The organism is Henriciella mobilis (genome assembly GCF_003576315.1).
In the GTDB taxonomy this organism is placed as follows: domain Bacteria; phylum Pseudomonadota; class Alphaproteobacteria; order Caulobacterales; family Hyphomonadaceae; genus Henriciella; species Henriciella mobilis.
The window spans coordinates 806,322-822,250 of record NZ_QWFZ01000003.1; the positions used below are offsets into that span (position 1 = coordinate 806,322).

A 15,929-nucleotide genomic window follows, 5' to 3' on the forward strand; every position below is an offset into this window, starting at 1 on the left:
GAAAAAATGACAAAAAAAGGCCCGGCAGCGAATAAATCGCGCCGGGCTTGTTCAGTTCGGTTCCTATTTGGAGGGAGGAAACGCACAATCGGAGGACGATGTGCTAAGGCCGGAACCAAGGCTCAGCCGAGAGGTAGGGCGGTCATCTGCGTATGTGAAGATGCGAATCAGTAGCCAAGCCATGCGTTCGTGCATGGCTGCGTCGGCTAGCTTGCCCGAAGTTGCAGATTTTCTCTTCGGATCGCGTCAACTTCTGCGGTCAGGAAGTCCCGGAAGGTGGCAATCCGCTTCGAGCGCTTGAGGTCGCTCGGGTAGATAAAGAACAGGTCGAAAGTCGGCCCCGTATGATCGGGCAGGACGCGGACGAGGCGCGGCACGGCGCTCGCCATATAGTCCGGCAAGTCGGCAATGCCGATCCCGGCTTCGACGGCCCGCAGCATGGCCGGGACATTTCGCACCATCAGCGTCGCCTTGCGCGGCAGGGTATCGTCCCGCCCGACACGCTGCGCCCAGCTCATCGCATCAAGCGGGGTATTCTCCGTGCCGTAGCCGATGATCCGGTGATTATCGAGGTCCTGAGGTGTGCGCGGCGTGCCGTGGGCTTTCAGGTATTCGGGCGAGGCATAGAGATTGGTTGCCACGGTTCCGAGCTTGCGCTGGATCAGGTCCGACTTGTCAGCCGCCCACAGGCGAATGGCGCATTCGGCTTCCAGCTTCAGCAGGTCGTAGGATTCGCCGTCATCGAGGCGAAGATCGATCCGCATGCCCGGATGGGCGTTGATGAAATTGCCGAGACGCGGCACCAGCCAGGTCGAGCCGAAGGCGACCGGAGCGGTCACGACAAGGTCGCCCTGCGCCACATCCTGCTGGTCGCGAAGCGCGGCGTTGGCCGATTGCGCGGCGGCGGCCATATCCATGGTCGAGCGGTGCAGCGTGTGGCCAGCGTCGGTAAGCACCAGTCCGCGTGCATGGCGTTGGAAGAGGGACACGCCCAGCTGCTCTTCAAGCGCGGAGATCTGCCGCGAGACAGCCGACTGGGAAATTCCCAGCCGCTCACCGGCGGCAGTCAGGCTTCCGGCTTCCGCCGCAGCGTGAAAGGATTTCAACTTGTCCCAGTCCATCTGTAACATGGCTTGGCATACGGATTATCCCGAGGGCAAGCGGATAATGTGCTGCGGCTGCGAAGGTGCGCCGCTTACTGGCTGACCCAGAGAATGCGGGCCAGCCAAAGGATTTCGTCAGGTTTGAAGGTCCGTACCGGGTGATCGGGATTGAGTGAAATCAGTTCGACCTGACGCTCGGTCTGCCGGCCAAGAACCTTCGCCATGACCTCGCCGCTGGCTGTCTTGGCGACGACGCGGTCGCCGCGCCGCAGCTGCGCGCCGGGGGCGACAATGATGCGGTCGCCGGCTCTGTAGGCCGGCTCCATGCTGTCGCCTGAAATCTCGAGTGCATAGACAGGTTCATCCCCGAGGCCGGGAAACCGGACCTCGTCCCAGCCGCCGCCGGCGGGAAAGCCCGCATCGTCGAAGAAGCCGTCGGCGCCGGCCTGTGCGAAACCGATCAGCGGGGCGGTCGGGCCGCGCCGGCCTTCGATGAGCGCTGCGAAATCGTCCATGCCCGCCCCGACCGCATCCAGGGCGCGCGCAATGCTTTCGGTTGATGGCCAGCGCGGGCGTCCGTCCTTGCTGGCGCGTTTGGACGGATTGAAGCTCGTCGGGTCCAGTCCGGCCAGCCGTGCAAGCCCCGATGCGCTGAGGCCATTGCGCTCGGCCAGCAGGTCGATGCCACGCCAGACTTCATTGTGCCGCATGATCGCTGCTCCGGTCAGTTGATCATTCCTATCATGGGAATAAATACCTAGCAACATGTCATCTTGCAGGATCGCAAAAAGCCTGTTTCAAGCGCTGCCATGCTGATTGAGACTTTCGTCTACAAGATCCTTGGCGCTGAGGATCAGGCCCGCGCTGCAAGGCTCGGTCACACCGATACCGATCTCGACGCCCGTGACGGCTATGTTCACCTGTCATCGAAGGATCAGGTCGGCGAAACGCTGGCCCTGCACTATGCCGGCCAGTCGGGTGTCCATCTCTACGAATTCGCCGCCGAGCATCTTGGCGGTGACGTGAAGTGGGAGGAATCGCGCGGCGGCCAGCTCTTCCCGCATCTCTATGGCACGCTGCGTCTGACGGATACCCGGCGCCACTGGGCGCTCGAAACAGGGCCAGACGGCAATCCAGTGCTGCCGGAGGCGCTGCGCTGATGTCGCTTGCGGGGCTGGGGACAATACTGGCGCGCTCGCTGCCGCCTGAAGCGGCGCACACCGCAACGATCAAGGCGCTGAAGGCGGGGATCGGTCTGCCAAAGGTCAGCCCGCTTCAATGGAATACCCCCGTCAAGCTGCCGCATGCCGGCCTGCAGCTCTTCAACCCGGTCGGGCTGGCGGCGGGGTTCGACAAGAATGCCGAAGTCTTCGAGCAGATGCTGCGCTTCGGCTTCGGTTTCGTCGAGTGCGGCACCGTCACGCCGCGCCCACAGCCCGGCAATCCGAAGCCGCGCCTGTTCCGACTGACCGAGGATGCGGCTGTCATCAACCGCATGGGCTTCAACAATGAGGGATTGCGCGCCTTCTCGGCCCGTATCCGCCATGCACAGAAGCGGCTCTCGCCTGTTGGTGCGAATGTCGGCGCGAACAAGGACAGTGAAGACCGTATCGCCGATTACGAAGCCGGCATCGAGGCGGTCTATCCGTACGCGCATTACATCACGATCAACATCTCCTCGCCGAACACGCCCGGCCTTCGCGGCCTGCAGGACAAGGGCGCGCTACAAGAGCTGCTGGAGCGCTGCGGTGCGGCCCGCGACAAGGCGCAGGCCGACTATGGCCAGGAGCTCAAGGATGAAGGCCGCTTCGAGGAAGAAGAAGACTGGAAGCCTGTCTTCCTGAAGGTCGCGCCGGATCTCGATGCAACGGCCATCGGCGACATCATTGAGGTGCTGCGCGGCCCAGGCCACTGGCTCTCCGGCCTCATCGTCTCGAATACGACGCTGGAGCGGCCGGACACGCTGAAAAGCGAGCACAAGAGCGAAGCGGGCGGTCTTTCCGGGGCGCCGCTCTTTGTAAAGTCAACGCGCATCCTTCAGGAATTCGCCTCTGAAATCATCGGTGAGTTCGACCTGATCGGCGCGGGTGGCATATCCAGCGGTGCAGACGCCTATGCGAAAATCCGCGCCGGCGCGCACGCCGTCCAGCTCTACTCGGCGCTGGTTTATCACGGGCCGGACCTGGTGGCGGAGATCAACAAGGACCTCGCCGCCCGGCTTCACGCCGATGGCTTCACGTCTGTCGAACAGGCTGTGGGTGCGGATCTGCGCTAGTGCGGGCGATCAGGCCGGGCAGGTACCAGGCCAGTGCCCCGGCGCGCCAGAGATACATGGTCAGGAAGGCCGACCAGACACCCGTATTCCCAAGCCATGGCCGCAGGGCGAGGTCCGTGGCGACATAGAGCAGGCAGGACACCACGCCCGCATTGCGCAGCGCGCGGCCCTGCGTTGCGCCGAGGAAGAAGCCGTCGAGCTGCCAGCAGGCGATGCCGATGAAGGGAACAGCCGCGCAGAAGGGCAGGTAAGCCAGCGCCACGCTGCGGGCCTCCAAGTCAGCGACGAAATGCTCGATGAGCCAGCCGCCCGCGAAATAATAGGCCAGCGAGATCGCAGCGCCGAATATGAGGGCAAGCTCGGTCGTGACCCGCATCGCGCGAAGCAACCGGGCCCGGTTCCTGCCGCCATAGGCCTCGCCGATCTCTTTCTCGGCAACAAAGGCGAACCCGTCGAGGATGAAGGCCGATACGCTGATGAATTGCAGCAGGACCTGGTTGCCGGCGAGCGTCGCTGCACCAAGGCTCGCGCCGGCATTCACGAACCAGGCAAAGGAAAAGAGCAGGGCGAGCGTGCGGATCAGGATGTCGCGATTGGCGCTCACCAGCTCTGCGAGTCGGGCGCGGTCGAACAGGTCGCGTGAGCGCTGCAGGCCGCCGCGAACCAGCACAAGGCCGAAGCCGAGCGCGACCCATTCGGCGATCGCGGTGCCTGCGCCAATCCCGGCCGGCCCCCAGCCAAGCCCTGCCACGAACCAGATGTCGAGCGCGGCATTGGTGCCGTTCATCACGATCTGCAGGGCAAGCAGTTGGCCCGTCCGTCCGGTCCCGAGGAGCCAGCCATTGATGGCATAGCTCATCAGGATGGCAGGCGCGCCCCAGATGCGCGCATCGAAATAGTCCTTTGCGAGGGTCTTCACCTGCTCGCCCGCCGAGAAGGGCTGAAAGACAACCATCTTCAGGAGCGGCGAGAGGAGCAGGATGGCCAGCCCGAGTGCCCCGCCGAGAAGCAGGGCGCGCTGCAGGACCGAGTTGGATTCGACCTGGTCATCGGCGCCTGCCGCCTGAGCCGTCAGCCCGGTCGTCGACATGCGCAGGAAGCCGAACGCCCAGTAGAGGAAGTTCATCACCACCGCGCCGACGCCGACCGCGCCAAGGTCGAACTTGTCGCCATTCAGGCCCATGACGGCGGTGTCCACCACGCCGGTCGAGGCGATGGCCGCCTGCGACAGCATCACGGGGACGGCGAGCGCCATGACCTTTGAGCGGGAGAGCGGCTGGGACATCATCACGCGCTGGCATATGGGCCGGGGCGGCGCTTGACAATCGGCGCGGTGAGGGCACTTCGAAAGGGATGCGCCTGCCGATCGTTCATCATCCCGACTATGACGCCGACAGCGTGCCGGACAGGCACCGTTTCCCGATGCGCAAATACTCGCTTGTGGCGGAGCTGCTGCGGGCCCGCGGCGAGGCGATGACGGTGCCGCAGCACGCGCCGCAGCGCTGGCTCAACCTTGCCCATGACCCCGACTATGTCACAGCGGTGCTCACCTCTTCGGTCGATGCAAAGACCGCGCGGCGCATCGGCTTCGAGATGACGCCAGCCATCGCGGCGCGGACCTGTGCTTCGGTCGGCGGGACCTGTCTCGCCGCCCGCCTCGCGCTCGACCATGGGGCCGCTGTCACGCTCGCAGGCGGCAGCCATCATGCCAGCTATGAGGGCGGGGCGGGCTTCTGCGTCTTCAACGATGTCGCGGTCGCCGCGCGCGTCATGCTGGAGGAGGGTCATGTGCGCCAGGTCGCTGTCATCGACTGCGACGTCCATCATGGCGACGGCACCGCTCGCATCTTCGCGGGCGACCGGCGCGTGTTCACCGCGTCGATCCACTGCGAGGACAACTGGCCGCTGGAGAAGCCGCCATCCGATCTCGATGTCGGGCTGGATAAGGAGACCGAGGACGAGGACTATCTGGAAGCGTTGACGGGCTTTGTCAGTGCCGTATTTGAACGCACTGCGCCCGATATCGTCTTCTACAATGCCGGTGTCGACCCGCATGCCGACGACCGGCTCGGCCGGCTCTGTCTCAGCGATGATGGGCTGAAGACCCGCGACCGGATTGTGGCTGAGGCCTGCGCGCGCCGCGGGGTGCCGATTGTCGGGGTGTTGGGCGGCGGTTATTCCAGCGACGCAATGGCTGTTGCACAGCGCCATGTTTTCATGGTGGACGCCCTCCACAAGGTCGCAGCGGTTTCCGCCTGAACCGGCTTGCGCCGCTGGCGCGACTCCCGCCAAAAGACGGTATGCCCGCTGCCATTATCGCCGAACCTCAGGAAACGCCGCTCGACCTCTTGAAGCGTGTTTATGGCTATGAGGCCTTCCGCGGCCTTCAAGCCGATGTCATTGCCGATGCCATGGCGGGCCGGGACGTGCTGGCAGTCCTGCCGACCGGTGGCGGCAAGTCGCTTTGCTACCAGATCCCGGCCATCCTTCGTGACGGGGTCGGCCTTGTCGTCTCGCCGCTGATCGCGCTGATGGCCGACCAGGTCGATGCGCTGAAGGCTTTAGGCGTACGGGCCGAACGGCTCGATTCCTCCATGGCCTTCGAGGACAAGACAGAGGCGCTGAACGCGGCGGCGCGCGGCGAGATGGACCTGCTCTATCTGTCGCCGGAAGCGCTGGCGACGGGTCTTGCCGGGCGCCTGTCGCAGCTACCGGTATCGCTGATCGCGATCGATGAAGCCCACTGTGTCAGCCAGTGGGGCCATGATTTCCGGCCTGATTACCGCGCGCTTGGCCGGCTGAAGGAGATGTTTCCGGGGGTGCCGCGCATGGCGGTGACGGCAACGGCCGACTCGCGCACCCGCGACGATATTCTCGCCCAGCTCGACCTGCGCGAACCACACACGCATGTGGCAAGTTTCGACCGTCCAAACCTGGCGCTCGGCGCCGAGCCGAAGGGCGGCGGGAGGTCTGATCGGGTCATCGCGCTGGTCAAGGCGCACAAGGGCGAGAGCGGGATTGTCTATGCGGCGACGCGCGATGGCACCGAGAAGCTCGCCGAAGCGCTGGAGAAGGCCGGCATCCCGGCGCTTGCCTATCATGCCGGGCTTGATCCTGAGGTGCGGGCCGAGCGCCAGCGCCGCTTCCTGCTGGAAGAGGGGCTGACCATGTGCGCGACCGTCGCCTTCGGCATGGGCGTGGACAAGCCGGATGTGCGTTTCGTGATCCATGCCGATCCGCCCAAGACGCTGGAAGCCTACTGGCAGGAAGTCGGCCGCGCGGGCCGGGACGGAAAACCGGCTGAAGGCTACGCCCTGTTCGGCCCGGCCGACATGCGCCGCTCGATCAGCTGGACGATGGAGGGCGACGCGGCCGACGAGGTCAAACGCGTCCAGCTCAACAAGACCCGCCAGCTTTTTGCATTCTTTAATGGAACGGAGTGCCGCCGGGCAGCGGTCCGCAAATATTTCGGCGAGACCGATGTCGAGCCCTGCGGCGACTGCGACAATTGCCAGCGCGAACCGGGCGAGGGCTATGACGCCACGAAGTTCGCGCAGATGGCGGTGTCTGCCGTCATCCGCTGCGGCCAGCGGATCGGGCGCGGTCGGCTTATCATCCACCTGCTCGGCCAGGCCAAGGATGGCTTTGACGAGGACATGCAGGCCCTGTCGACCTATGGCATCGGCACAGACCTATCGAAGCAGGGCTGGAATGCTGTGTTTGACGAGCTGCTCTTCTCGGGGCTGCTGGCCGAGGGCGGCGATGCCATGCGCCCGGTCATCATCGTGCCCGATGCGGACGCCGCCAAGGCGCTGTTCCGGGGCGAGAGCGAAGTCTGGCTGCGCAGCGATCCGAATGTCCGCAAGAAGCGTACGCGTCAGCGCTCGGCCGCCGCGGACTATTCCGGCGAACTGTCCGAGCGCGACCAGTCGCTGTTCGACATGCTGCGCACCTGGCGGCTCGAGACGGCCAAGGCCAAGGGCGTGCCGCCTTATGTCATTTTCCATGACAAGACGCTGGCGGCAATTGCGCAGGAACGCCCGTCCAGCCAGGACAGCCTGCGCGCGATTTCCGGGGTCGGCGAGAAGAAAGCCGGGCGCTACGCCGCTGAAATTGCGCGCCTTGTCGCTGAGGCCGCGTGAAGCGGAACCCTTGCCAACAGGTCTCGTTACCCTTTCTTAAGAGGGGTCCGAACGAGCAAGAGGAGGCTTGATGCCCAGCCAGAGAACGAAGGCATCCGTCATTGTCCGCAATGCGACACTGGATGACGTGCCAAGAATCGCAGCGCTGGTGCTCAAGGTCTATGGCCGCCCGGCTGACGGCTACACGCCGGGCATGCTGCGCGGCCAGATTTCCGCCTTTCCGGAGGGCCAGTTCCTGGTCGAGTATGATGGCGAAGTCGTCGGCTATGCCGCCAGCTTCCTGGTCAGCGAAGAGCTTGCCATGTCGCCGCACAACTGGATCGAGATTACCGGCAATGGCTATGCCGCCCGCCACGATCCGGAGGGTGACTGGCTGTACGGCATGGAAGTCTGCGTCGATCCGGAAATCCGCCGCACACGGATCGGGCAGCGCCTTTACAATGCGCGCCAGCAACTCTGTGAGAACTGGGAACTGAAGGGGATCGTCTTTGGCGGGAGGATGCCGGGCTGGCGCCGCCGCCGCAAAGCCTATCCAGAGCCGGAAGACTATGTGACGGCCGTCCGTGAGCAGAAGATCACCGACCCGGTCATCCGCTTCCACATGCGCGCTGGCTTCGAACCGATCGGTGTGCTCCGCAACTATCTCGACGAGGACAAGGATTCCGGCGGGCATGCCACGCACATGGTCTGGCACAACCCTTACGCCCAGCAGGAATCCCAGACCCAGAAAGCCTCTTACTCCTACAAGGAATCTGTCCGTGTCGCGACGGTTCAGGTCCTGATGCGGGCTGTGAAGAGCTTTGAGGAATTCATGAGCAACGTCGAATATTTCGTCGATGTCTGCTCGGACCGGCGCGCTGACTTTGTGGTCTTTCCGGAGATGTTCACCTTGCAGCTGCTCGCTTTCGAGAAGCGCAAACTGGCACCAGCCGAAGCCATCGAGGCCCTGACCCAGTTCACGCCGCGCTTCATCGAGGAAATGCGCGAACTCGCCATCTCCTACAACATCAACATCATCGGCGGCTCTCACCCCACGCGCACTGATGATGGCGACATCCAGAACGTCGCCTATGTCTTCCTGCGCAATGGGTCGGTCCATGCCCAGGAGAAGATCCATCCGACCCCGGACGAACGTCACTGGTGGAACATCAAGGGCGGCGACTCGGTCGATGTCATCCCGACAGACTGCGGCCCGATTGGCGTGCTGATCTGCTACGATTCCGAGTTCCCGGAACTGGCCCGCCGCCTCACCGATGAGGGTGCGCGGATCCTGTTCACGCCCTTCTGCACGGACTCACGTCAGGGCTATCTGCGCGTCCGCTATTGCTGCCAGGCCCGCGCCATCGAGAACCAGCTCTACGTCGTCACGTCCGGCTGCACTGGTAACCTGCCGAATGTCTCCAATATGGACATCAACTACGCGCAGTCGGCCATCATGACGCCGTGCGACTATCCTTTTGCGCGCGAAGGGATTGCGGCTGAAGTGGCCGAAAATGTCGAGGCAGTTGCGGTGGCCGATCTCGATCTCACCGACCTGTCCTGGGCCCGCGCCGAGGGCACCGTCCGCAATCTTCGTGACCGCCGGTTCGACATGTACCGCGTCGCCTGGCGCGACGGTGGATGAAGCTCCCCGCGCTCAGCGAGAACCGGCCGCTCCGGCTGGGAAGCCTGATGCTGCTCTATGCGGCGCAAGGCGCACCGGAGGGGCTGCTCTACATCGCCATTCCGGCCTGGTTTGCCTCGCAGGGCATCAGCGCTGAGGCGATCGGCGGTTACATCGCGATCATCCTGCTGCCCTGGAGCTTCAAGCTTTTCAATGGTGTGCTCATGGACCGGTTCACCTGGCTGCCCATGGGGCGCAAGCGGCCCTGGCTGATCCTGGCGCAGCTGATGCTTGTCGGGAGTCTGGTCTGGTTTGCCTGCCTGGCGGAACCGACGCCTGCGCTGACCTGGTTCGCGGCGATCGGCTTTGCGGTGAATTTTGCCGGCGCCTTCCAGGATGTCGCGATTGACGGCATGGCGATCGACTTGCTGGACGAGACAGAACGCGCCAGCGCAAACGGCCTGATGTGGGGCGGCAAGACGCTCGGCACGGCTGGCTTCGCTTTCCTGACCGGCGTTCTGATCAGCGATGAAGGTCACGCGCTGGCAGCGATTGCGACGGCGGCTTTTGTGGGCCTTGTGATGCTGCTGCCGCTTTTCCTGCGCGAGCGGTCTGGCGAGAAGCTGCTGCCCTGGACGCCGGGCCGGGCCGCGGCCATTACCCGCGAGCGGCAGCTGACGCGCTGGTGGCCGCTTCTTCGCGACGTCGCGGGCGCCATGGCGAAACCGGCCAGCCTCGCGCTTGGAGCAGGGATACTGGTTGCCTTCGCTGCCTACGGTCTGAAAACGGCCTTTTCGCCGACGCTGGCCGTGCAGGAGATCGGATGGGACCGGTCCGTGTTCACCAATCGCGATGCGACGGCCGACCTGGTCGGCGGCCTGTTCGGTATCTTTGTTTCGGGCTGGCTGGCTGACCGGATCGGGCCGATGAAAGCCCTTGGCGGCGCGCTGCTCGGCATGGCGTTCCTGAACGGGGCTGCCGTGTTCATGTGGCAAAGCGGAGGGTTCTATTTCGCCTACCTGCTCGCCTACAGCATCCTCTTCGTCCTGATGTCGGTCTGCACCTATGCCATCGCCATGGGGCAATCGCGCGGAACAGTGGCGGCGACGCAGTTCTCGATCTTCATGGCGCTCCTGAACCTCGGCACGAGCTTTGGCGCGTCGCGCCTCGAACTGGCGCGCGGGCTTGGCGGCTATGAGGCGGCCTTCGGGGCCTGTGCCCTGCTCAGCCTGTTTGCTGTCGGCGCCTATGTGCTGTCAGTCCGCCTTGATGGCGGCCGGACGCCGTCAACTGTCCTGCGGGACCAGGAAATGCGCCTGTAGCGCCGTCACGGGCTTTTCGCGTTCGCCCTGCCAGGCTTCGGCGCGGACGCTCGCCATGCGCCGGCCAAGCTTGTGCACGATGGCCGTTGCATAGAGGTCTTCACCCCCCTTGGCCGAGCGCAGATAATCTATGGTGATGTTGATCGGCTTCGGCGGGCGCGGCATGTCCGACTGCAGGAACACGCCGGCCATCGCTGTCAGCTCAAGAAAGGCGCCGGTACAGCCGCCATGCAGTGCGTTTATGGCTCGGTTGCCGATGAACTTGTCCTGGAAGGGCAGGATCGCAATCATCTCATCGTCCTGCATCTCGCAGCGCATACCGAGGTAGCGCGCGAAGGGTGTGCGCTCCAGCAAGGCCTGAACTTCCTTCAGTCGTGCGGTCATGACTTGTTTCCCAGAATCTTGGAGACCATCTCGACCGCCTCGTTCCCGCTTGCCCAGCGCGAGATGTCGTTGAGGGCAAAGGTGCCGGCCGCAGTGGCGATCACCTCTTCGCGTGTCTCGTGATACGCCCAGGCATGGGTGAAAGCGACATTGCGGGTGACATGATAGCACTCGGCCTCTGCGAGGATATCGCGTCCCTTTTCCGCGGGGCGCATGTAGTCGATACGAAGGTCGAGTGTTGCCATCGACTTCGGCTCCGTCAGCACCGTGTTGATACATACGCCGCAGAGATTATCGAGCAGGGCGGTCAGAACGCCGCCGTGAATGACGCCGGTTTCGGGGTTGCCAACAAGATCTTCGCGCCAGGGAACACGCGCGAAGGCACGGCCTTTTTCAATGCCCGTCAGCTGCAGCCCCAGCGCCTGTGCCCACGGAACGGCAGACATGACTTTCGAAGCGTGTTCCTTGATCAGTTCGAGCATCATGTCCTGGTCGTCTGACATCCTGACTCCTGCTTCCGTTGCGTGAAATTGACGTTCGCGTAAGCGTCGATACCATCCTTTCCCAAGAGCGCAATCCATCGCGCCACGGGAGGTCACAATGCCATTTGACGGACAATCGAACGGGAAAGCCTGCATCATCGGAGCGGGCTGCTCGGGCTTTACCATGGCCAAGCGGCTGAAGGATTACGGTATTCCGTATGATTGCTTCGAGATGTCGGACGATATTGGCGGTAACTGGTATTACCGCAATCCGAACGGGCTTTCGTCCTGCTATCAGAGCCTGCACATCGACACGTCGAAGTGGCGGCTCGCATTCGAGGATTACCCGGTGCCGGATGACTGGCCGGATTTCCCGCATCATGCCCAGCTCTTCCAGTACTTCCAGGACTATGTCGACCATTTCGGCCTGCGCGAGACCATCACCTTCAACACCGCGGTCGAGAAGGCTGTGCGCCGCGAGGATGGCGACTGGGATGTGACCCTGTCGACCGGCGAAACACGCACCTATCAGTGGCTCTTTGTCGCCAATGGCCACCACTGGGATGCGAGAACGCCGGAGTATCCCGGCGAATTCAATGGCTACCAGGTCCACTCCCACCACTATCGTGACCCCTTCGAGCCCTATGATTTCCGTGGCAAGCGCGTTCTCATCGTCGGCGCGGGGAACTCGGCCATGGACATCTCATCGGAGCTCTCCCAGCGCCCGATTGCCGAAAAGCTTTTCATCTCGATGCGGCGAGGGGTCTGGGTGCTGCCGAAATACATGAACGGCCAACCGGCGGACAAGGCCGTCCTTCCGGGCTGGATGCCGGCCAAGCTCGGGCGCAAGCTTGCCCGGGCTTCCATCAAGAAGCGTGTCGGCAACATGGAGGATTATGGCCTGCCCAAGCCCGACCACGAACCGCTTGATGCGCACCCATCGGTCTCCGGCGAATTTCTCACCCGCGTCGGCTGCGGCGACATCACGCCCAAGGGCGCGATGGAACGGCTCGACGGCGACGGTGTGGTCTTCAAGGATGGCACGCGTGAGCAGGTTGACGCGATTGTCTGGGCGACCGGCTACAATGTCAGCTTTCCATTCCTGGAAGACCCGGAAATCCTGCCGAAGAACAACAAGCTTCCGCTGTTCAAGCGCATGGTCCGGCCGGGTTACGAGAACCTGTTCTTCCTCGCGCTCGCCCAGCCGCTGCCGACACTGGTCAATTTCGCCGAGCAGCAGTCCAAGCTGTGCGCCGCGAAGATTGCCGGCGAGTATGAATTCCCGCCGCGTGAGGAGATGGAACGCATCATCAAGGAGGATGAGGAATTCCACCTCGGTCATTTCTACGATGCACCGCGGCATACGATGCAGGTCGATTTTAACGCCTATGTAAAAGATCTGATGAAAGAGATCGAGCGCGGGAAGAAGCGGGCGAAGATGCCAGCCTGACCGCGGGAACCGGCAATGGGAAGGCGCCGCCATGAAGCATGCAGCAATGGTCTGTATTCTTGTCCTGCTCTGGATGACAGGTTGCGCGTCCCAGCCAAGGCGGGTGGTCAGCCCGCCGCCGGCGATTTCCACCACCGCCGCCATTCCTGCGCCAGCCGGCCAGTTCCAGCCCGATGCCAACCTCTATCTCTGTCCGAACGCGACGATCACGAATGCGCTGGAGTCTGACGGCCGCAACCGGGTTCTGAACTTCAATCCGGTCGTGCTTGTCGACGGCAAGGTCGTCATGACGCCTGTTCCGGTCAACAATGCCTGCCTGACCTCGGGTTTCGGGCGGCGGTTCGGCCGCACCCACAAGGGCCTCGATCTGAAGGCCAGTCCGCCGGAGATGGTGTATGCGGCTGCACCCGGCATCATCCGTGAGGCAACGACGTCCACCGGTTTCGGCAATCATGTCGTCATTGACCACGGCCAGGGCGTGTTCACCCGCTACGGACACCTCGACCGTTTCGCGCCCGGCGTCTGGGAAGGGGCCAGTATCGGTTTCGGCCAGCCGCTCGGCGTCATGGGGCAAACGGGCAATGCGACGGGCATTCACCTGCACTTCGAAGTGCTGACGGGCAATTACAATACACCGAAGAAATCCTTCGGCCTGACCGCACGTAACCCGCTTTCCTTTCCGGCCTATACCGGGCAAGCTTCCGGCTACTGAGACTGGCGCCCGACGGGCGGAGGGTGGGACGATGCTGAACTGGCTGCGGCCTCAGGCGCTTGCTGAAACCTACCGCGACCCCGTGTCCTGGGCGATCCTCGCGGTTGATCTCTTTCCGGTCTACGCGGTGCTGCAATTCGGCTGGGACGCCACGGCGCTGGTTTTTCTCTACTGGCTGGAGAATGTGATCATCGGCGCCATAACGCTGCTGCGCATGTTGGCGACAAGCCTCCGCGCCGGGCCGTTCGGCGTGGCCGGCATGCTGTTCATCGGGCCCTTCTTCACCGTCCACTACGGCATGTTCTGCTTCGTGCACGGTATATTCCTCGCGGCCTTTTCCGCCATCAGCCAGGGTTCAGATGACGCTCCTTTCATGGATCCTGTCAGCCTCATCCAGTTCGCGCTCGGCACCGGTGCCCATATGGCCCTCTTTGCGGCCGTTATTGTCGCCCTTCAATTGTTCCTGTTCTTCCGCGACTTCATTGCCCGGGGCGAGTGGCGCGAGAGCGATGTCATGGTGGAAATGACCAGACCCTACGGCCGCGTCGTGGTGTTGCATATCGCGCTATTTGTGGGCTTCGGCGTGATGATTGCGCTTGGCCAGCCGATGCTCGGCGTGCTCGGCCTGATCGCGCTCAAGGCTCTGTGGGGGATGTATCAGGCGCATCGCCGGCATATTCAACCGCAGCTCGAATCGGTTGAAAAAGTTGACGAGCCGTCACCAATTTGATTGCTGGTGATTCAAGGCGCAAGGAGACGGCATGACAACGATAGCCAAGGCGAGCGGGTCGGGGGGCAAACGCGCCCTCACCAAGGCGGCTAACCGCCAGGCCATACTGGCAGCGGCCCGCCAGGTGTTCGCCCGCATTGGCTTCGACGCGACCACGGTCCGCGACATCATCCGCGAGACCGATCTCGCCGCAGGCACGTTCTACAACTACTTCCGGTCCAAGGAGGAAGTCTTCGAGGCGATCGCAGGCGAAAGCGCCCGGCGGTTCCGGCCGATGCTGCAGACGGTACGTGAGGAAGCGCGCTCCTTTGAGGACTATATCCGCGCGGCCTACAAGGCGTATTTCAGCTTCCTGAAGTCTGAGAATGAAGAAGCCTTTCGCAGGGGCGAGCCGCACATGGCGCTGATCGGCGTGCGCGTCGACACACCCGAGATGCACGCCATCTTCGACGAAATCCGCCAGGACCTCGAAGAGGTTGCCCGCAACGCCGACATTTCACTGGAGGACTCCGAATTCCTCACTGCCGCCGCGATAGGGATTGCGCGTGAACTCGGGGACCATATGCTGCAGCGCAGGCCCGTCGATGTCGATGGCGCGGCCAAGTTTGCGACGACGCTCTTGCTGGACGGGCTGAAGGCATTGGCAACACAATCGACACGATAGGGAGATGGCGCGATGAGCCTTCAGGTCACCATTGCGAAACTGCTGCTCAAGCTGCCTGGAAATCTGCTGGTCAAGCTGAGTGGGGGCAAGCCGGTCGAGATCAACGGACGCGTTCTTGATCCGCAATTCCAGTTCATTGCACATGGCGCTGCCAGCCAACCGCCCATGTCGTCCCTGTCGCCTCAGGATGCGCGCGCGGCCTCGGCGGCGGGCCTTGCCATGTTCACCGAAGCGCCCGAGCCGGGCGTGTCTTTCCACGATGACGAGATCCCGTCCCGGAACCGGCACAAGATTCCTGTCCGTATCTACCGGCCGGACAATCAGGACCCGGCCGCGCCGGTCATGGTGTATTACCATTTCGGCGGCGGGGTGATCGGTGATCTGGATACCTGCCACGTCTTCTGCTCCATCCTCGCAAAGCGCGTTCGTTGCCCGATCCTGTCGGTCGATTACCGGCTGGCGCCCGAGCACAAGTTTCCAGCCGGTCTCAACGATGCCATCGACGCGTATGAGTGGGCGCTGCGCAATGGCGAGAAGCTGGGCGCGCCGTCCGGCATCGCAACGATTGGCGGTGACAGTATGGGCGGCAATTTCACGGCGATTGTCGCGCAGGAAATGATGCGTGAGCGCAAGCCGCTTCCGCTGCTTCAGCTGCTCATCTATCCGGCGACCGAACTCGAGAACGAGTTTCCATCCTACACGGCGTTCGGGGAGGCTTATCCGCTGTCTGCCGACACGATGCGCTGGTTCATGGATCAGTACCTGCCAGAGGGCCAGAACCGGGCCGATGTCCGGCTTTCGCCTGCCCGGGAGACGCGGCTGGAGGACTTGCCGACTGCGATCGTGGTGACAGCCGGCTTCGACCCGCTCGTCGATGATGGCGCAGCCTATGCAGAGCTCCTGCGCCGGTCAGGCGTTGATGTGACCTTCAAATGCTATGACAGCCTCGCGCACGGCTTCACCGCCTTTACCGGCGTCGTGAAGGCAGCGCGCAAGGCTTGTGAGGAGATCGCTGGCATGGTGGCTGAGGCCTATGCCGGTTTCGACCTCAAGGACGACTAG

The 15,929-nt window shown here is 63.2% G+C and carries 16 protein-coding genes; 11 read left to right on the forward strand and 5 right to left on the reverse strand.

Going from position 1 to position 15,929, the window contains the following annotated elements; genetic code table 11:
* Window positions 1-206: 206 nt before the first annotated feature.
* Together D1227_RS04135 and D1227_RS04140 are read right to left on the reverse strand one after the other, a co-directional pair.
* Complete coding sequence (locus D1227_RS04135; RefSeq protein ID WP_233349603.1) at window positions 207-1,130, reverse strand: LysR family transcriptional regulator; 924 nt, start codon at window positions 1,128-1,130, stop codon at window positions 207-209.
* Between the two features lie 65 nt (window positions 1,131-1,195).
* A complete protein-coding gene (locus D1227_RS04140; protein ID WP_119375961.1) occupies window positions 1,196-1,813 on the reverse strand; it encodes a S24 family peptidase in 618 nt (205 codons plus the stop codon).
* 99 nt (window positions 1,814-1,912) lie between these two features.
* Between D1227_RS04140 and D1227_RS04145 the strand changes: the two genes are divergently transcribed.
* Window positions 1,913-2,263 carry a DUF952 domain-containing protein gene (locus D1227_RS04145; RefSeq protein WP_119403879.1) on the forward strand — a complete coding sequence of 117 codons (351 nt, stop codon included), beginning with the start codon at window positions 1,913-1,915 and terminating at the stop codon, window positions 2,261-2,263.
* Window positions 2,263-3,378: a quinone-dependent dihydroorotate dehydrogenase gene (locus tag D1227_RS04150; RefSeq protein ID WP_119403880.1), complete on the forward strand. Its 1,116-nt coding sequence runs from the start codon at window positions 2,263-2,265 to the stop codon at window positions 3,376-3,378. The genes D1227_RS04145 and D1227_RS04150 overlap by 1 nt, the downstream gene beginning before the upstream one ends.
* Here D1227_RS04150 and D1227_RS04155 read toward each other — a convergent pair.
* The gene (locus tag D1227_RS04155; RefSeq protein WP_119403881.1) at window positions 3,338-4,666 is read right to left on the reverse strand and encodes an MATE family efflux transporter; all 1,329 of its coding nucleotides are present in this window, start codon (window positions 4,664-4,666) and stop codon (window positions 3,338-3,340) included. The genes D1227_RS04150 and D1227_RS04155 overlap by 41 nt on opposite strands.
* 65 nt (window positions 4,667-4,731) lie before the next feature.
* Here D1227_RS04155 and D1227_RS04160 point away from each other — a divergent pair, with 65 nt between their 5' ends.
* The 4 genes from D1227_RS04160 to D1227_RS04175 all read left to right on the forward strand — a co-directional run bounded on the left by D1227_RS04160 (window position 4,732) and on the right by D1227_RS04175 (window position 10,445).
* Window positions 4,732-5,637, forward strand: a complete 906-nt coding sequence (locus D1227_RS04160; RefSeq protein WP_119403882.1) for a histone deacetylase family protein — start codon at window positions 4,732-4,734, stop codon at window positions 5,635-5,637.
* A 41-nt stretch (window positions 5,638-5,678) separates the two neighbouring features.
* Window positions 5,679-7,520, forward strand: coding sequence for a DNA helicase RecQ (gene recQ / locus D1227_RS04165; protein WP_119403883.1), 1,842 nt, complete (start codon window positions 5,679-5,681; stop codon window positions 7,518-7,520).
* 70 nt (window positions 7,521-7,590) lie between these two features.
* Complete coding sequence (locus D1227_RS04170) at window positions 7,591-9,144, forward strand: bifunctional GNAT family N-acetyltransferase/carbon-nitrogen hydrolase family protein (protein WP_119403884.1); 1,554 nt, start codon at window positions 7,591-7,593, stop codon at window positions 9,142-9,144.
* Window positions 9,141-10,445: an MFS transporter gene (locus tag D1227_RS04175; RefSeq protein WP_119403885.1), complete on the forward strand. Its 1,305-nt coding sequence runs from the start codon at window positions 9,141-9,143 to the stop codon at window positions 10,443-10,445. The genes D1227_RS04170 and D1227_RS04175 overlap by 4 nt, the downstream gene beginning before the upstream one ends.
* On the opposite strand, the gene D1227_RS04180 is transcribed toward D1227_RS04175, so the two are convergent.
* Together D1227_RS04180 and D1227_RS04185 are read right to left on the reverse strand one after the other, a co-directional pair.
* Entirely contained in the window at window positions 10,410-10,829 is a 420-nt protein-coding gene (locus D1227_RS04180; protein ID WP_119403886.1) for a PaaI family thioesterase, read from the reverse strand. The two genes, D1227_RS04175 and D1227_RS04180, sit on opposite strands and share 36 nt — an antisense overlap.
* Window positions 10,826-11,332: a PaaI family thioesterase gene (locus tag D1227_RS04185; RefSeq protein WP_233349599.1), complete on the reverse strand. Its 507-nt coding sequence runs from the start codon at window positions 11,330-11,332 to the stop codon at window positions 10,826-10,828. Before D1227_RS04185 ends, D1227_RS04180 begins: the two co-directional genes overlap by 4 nt.
* A 97-nt stretch (window positions 11,333-11,429) precedes the next feature.
* Here D1227_RS04185 and D1227_RS04190 point away from each other — a divergent pair, with 97 nt between their 5' ends.
* The 5 genes from D1227_RS04190 to D1227_RS04210 are packed head-to-tail and all read left to right on the forward strand — an operon-like array spanning window position 11,430 to window position 15,929.
* Window positions 11,430-12,761, forward strand: a complete 1,332-nt coding sequence (locus tag D1227_RS04190; protein WP_119403887.1) for a flavin-containing monooxygenase — start codon at window positions 11,430-11,432, stop codon at window positions 12,759-12,761.
* Window positions 12,762-12,792: 31 nt separating this feature from the next.
* Window positions 12,793-13,473, forward strand: a complete 681-nt coding sequence (locus tag D1227_RS04195) for a M23 family metallopeptidase (RefSeq protein ID WP_119403888.1) — start codon at window positions 12,793-12,795, stop codon at window positions 13,471-13,473.
* Window positions 13,474-13,504: 31 nt separating this feature from the next.
* Complete coding sequence (locus D1227_RS04200; protein WP_119403889.1) at window positions 13,505-14,203, forward strand: DUF6498-containing protein; 699 nt, start codon at window positions 13,505-13,507, stop codon at window positions 14,201-14,203.
* 31 nt (window positions 14,204-14,234) lie between these two features.
* Window positions 14,235-14,867 (forward strand): TetR/AcrR family transcriptional regulator, encoded by a 633-nt coding sequence (locus D1227_RS04205; protein WP_119375973.1) that lies wholly within the window; start codon window positions 14,235-14,237, stop codon window positions 14,865-14,867.
* Window positions 14,868-14,879: 12 nt separating this feature from the next.
* Window positions 14,880-15,929 carry an alpha/beta hydrolase gene (locus D1227_RS04210; protein WP_119403890.1) on the forward strand — a complete coding sequence of 350 codons (1,050 nt, stop codon included), beginning with the start codon at window positions 14,880-14,882 and terminating at the stop codon, window positions 15,927-15,929.

Bases quoted from the DNA above. Each gene is read 5' to 3' on its own strand.
- D1227_RS04175 (WP_119403885.1), top strand. From the start codon at position 9,141: ATGAAGCTCCCCGCGCTCAGCGAGAACCGGCCGCTCCGGCTGGGAAGC.
- D1227_RS04150 (WP_119403880.1), top strand. From the start codon at position 2,263: ATGTCGCTTGCGGGGCTGGGGACAATACTGGCGCGCTCGCTGCCGCCT.
- D1227_RS04195 (WP_119403888.1), top strand. From the start codon at position 12,793: ATGAAGCATGCAGCAATGGTCTGTATTCTTGTCCTGCTCTGGATGACA.
- D1227_RS04180 (WP_119403886.1), bottom strand. From the start codon at position 10,829: ATGACCGCACGACTGAAGGAAGTTCAGGCCTTGCTGGAGCGCACACCC.
- D1227_RS04190 (WP_119403887.1), top strand. From the start codon at position 11,430: ATGCCATTTGACGGACAATCGAACGGGAAAGCCTGCATCATCGGAGCG.
- D1227_RS04205 (WP_119375973.1), top strand. From the start codon at position 14,235: ATGACAACGATAGCCAAGGCGAGCGGGTCGGGGGGCAAACGCGCCCTC.
- D1227_RS04145 (WP_119403879.1), top strand. From the start codon at position 1,913: ATGCTGATTGAGACTTTCGTCTACAAGATCCTTGGCGCTGAGGATCAG.
- D1227_RS04185 (WP_233349599.1), bottom strand. From the start codon at position 11,332: ATGTCAGACGACCAGGACATGATGCTCGAACTGATCAAGGAACACGCT.
- D1227_RS04170 (WP_119403884.1), top strand. From the start codon at position 7,591: ATGCCCAGCCAGAGAACGAAGGCATCCGTCATTGTCCGCAATGCGACA.
- D1227_RS04155 (WP_119403881.1), bottom strand. From the start codon at position 4,666: ATGATGTCCCAGCCGCTCTCCCGCTCAAAGGTCATGGCGCTCGCCGTC.
- recQ (WP_119403883.1), top strand. From the start codon at position 5,679: ATGCCCGCTGCCATTATCGCCGAACCTCAGGAAACGCCGCTCGACCTC.
- D1227_RS04200 (WP_119403889.1), top strand. From the start codon at position 13,505: ATGCTGAACTGGCTGCGGCCTCAGGCGCTTGCTGAAACCTACCGCGAC.
- D1227_RS04140 (WP_119375961.1), bottom strand. From the start codon at position 1,813: ATGCGGCACAATGAAGTCTGGCGTGGCATCGACCTGCTGGCCGAGCGC.
- D1227_RS04160 (WP_119403882.1), top strand. From the start codon at position 4,732: ATGCGCCTGCCGATCGTTCATCATCCCGACTATGACGCCGACAGCGTG.
- D1227_RS04210 (WP_119403890.1), top strand. From the start codon at position 14,880: ATGAGCCTTCAGGTCACCATTGCGAAACTGCTGCTCAAGCTGCCTGGA.
- D1227_RS04135 (WP_233349603.1), bottom strand. From the start codon at position 1,130: ATGTTACAGATGGACTGGGACAAGTTGAAATCCTTTCACGCTGCGGCG.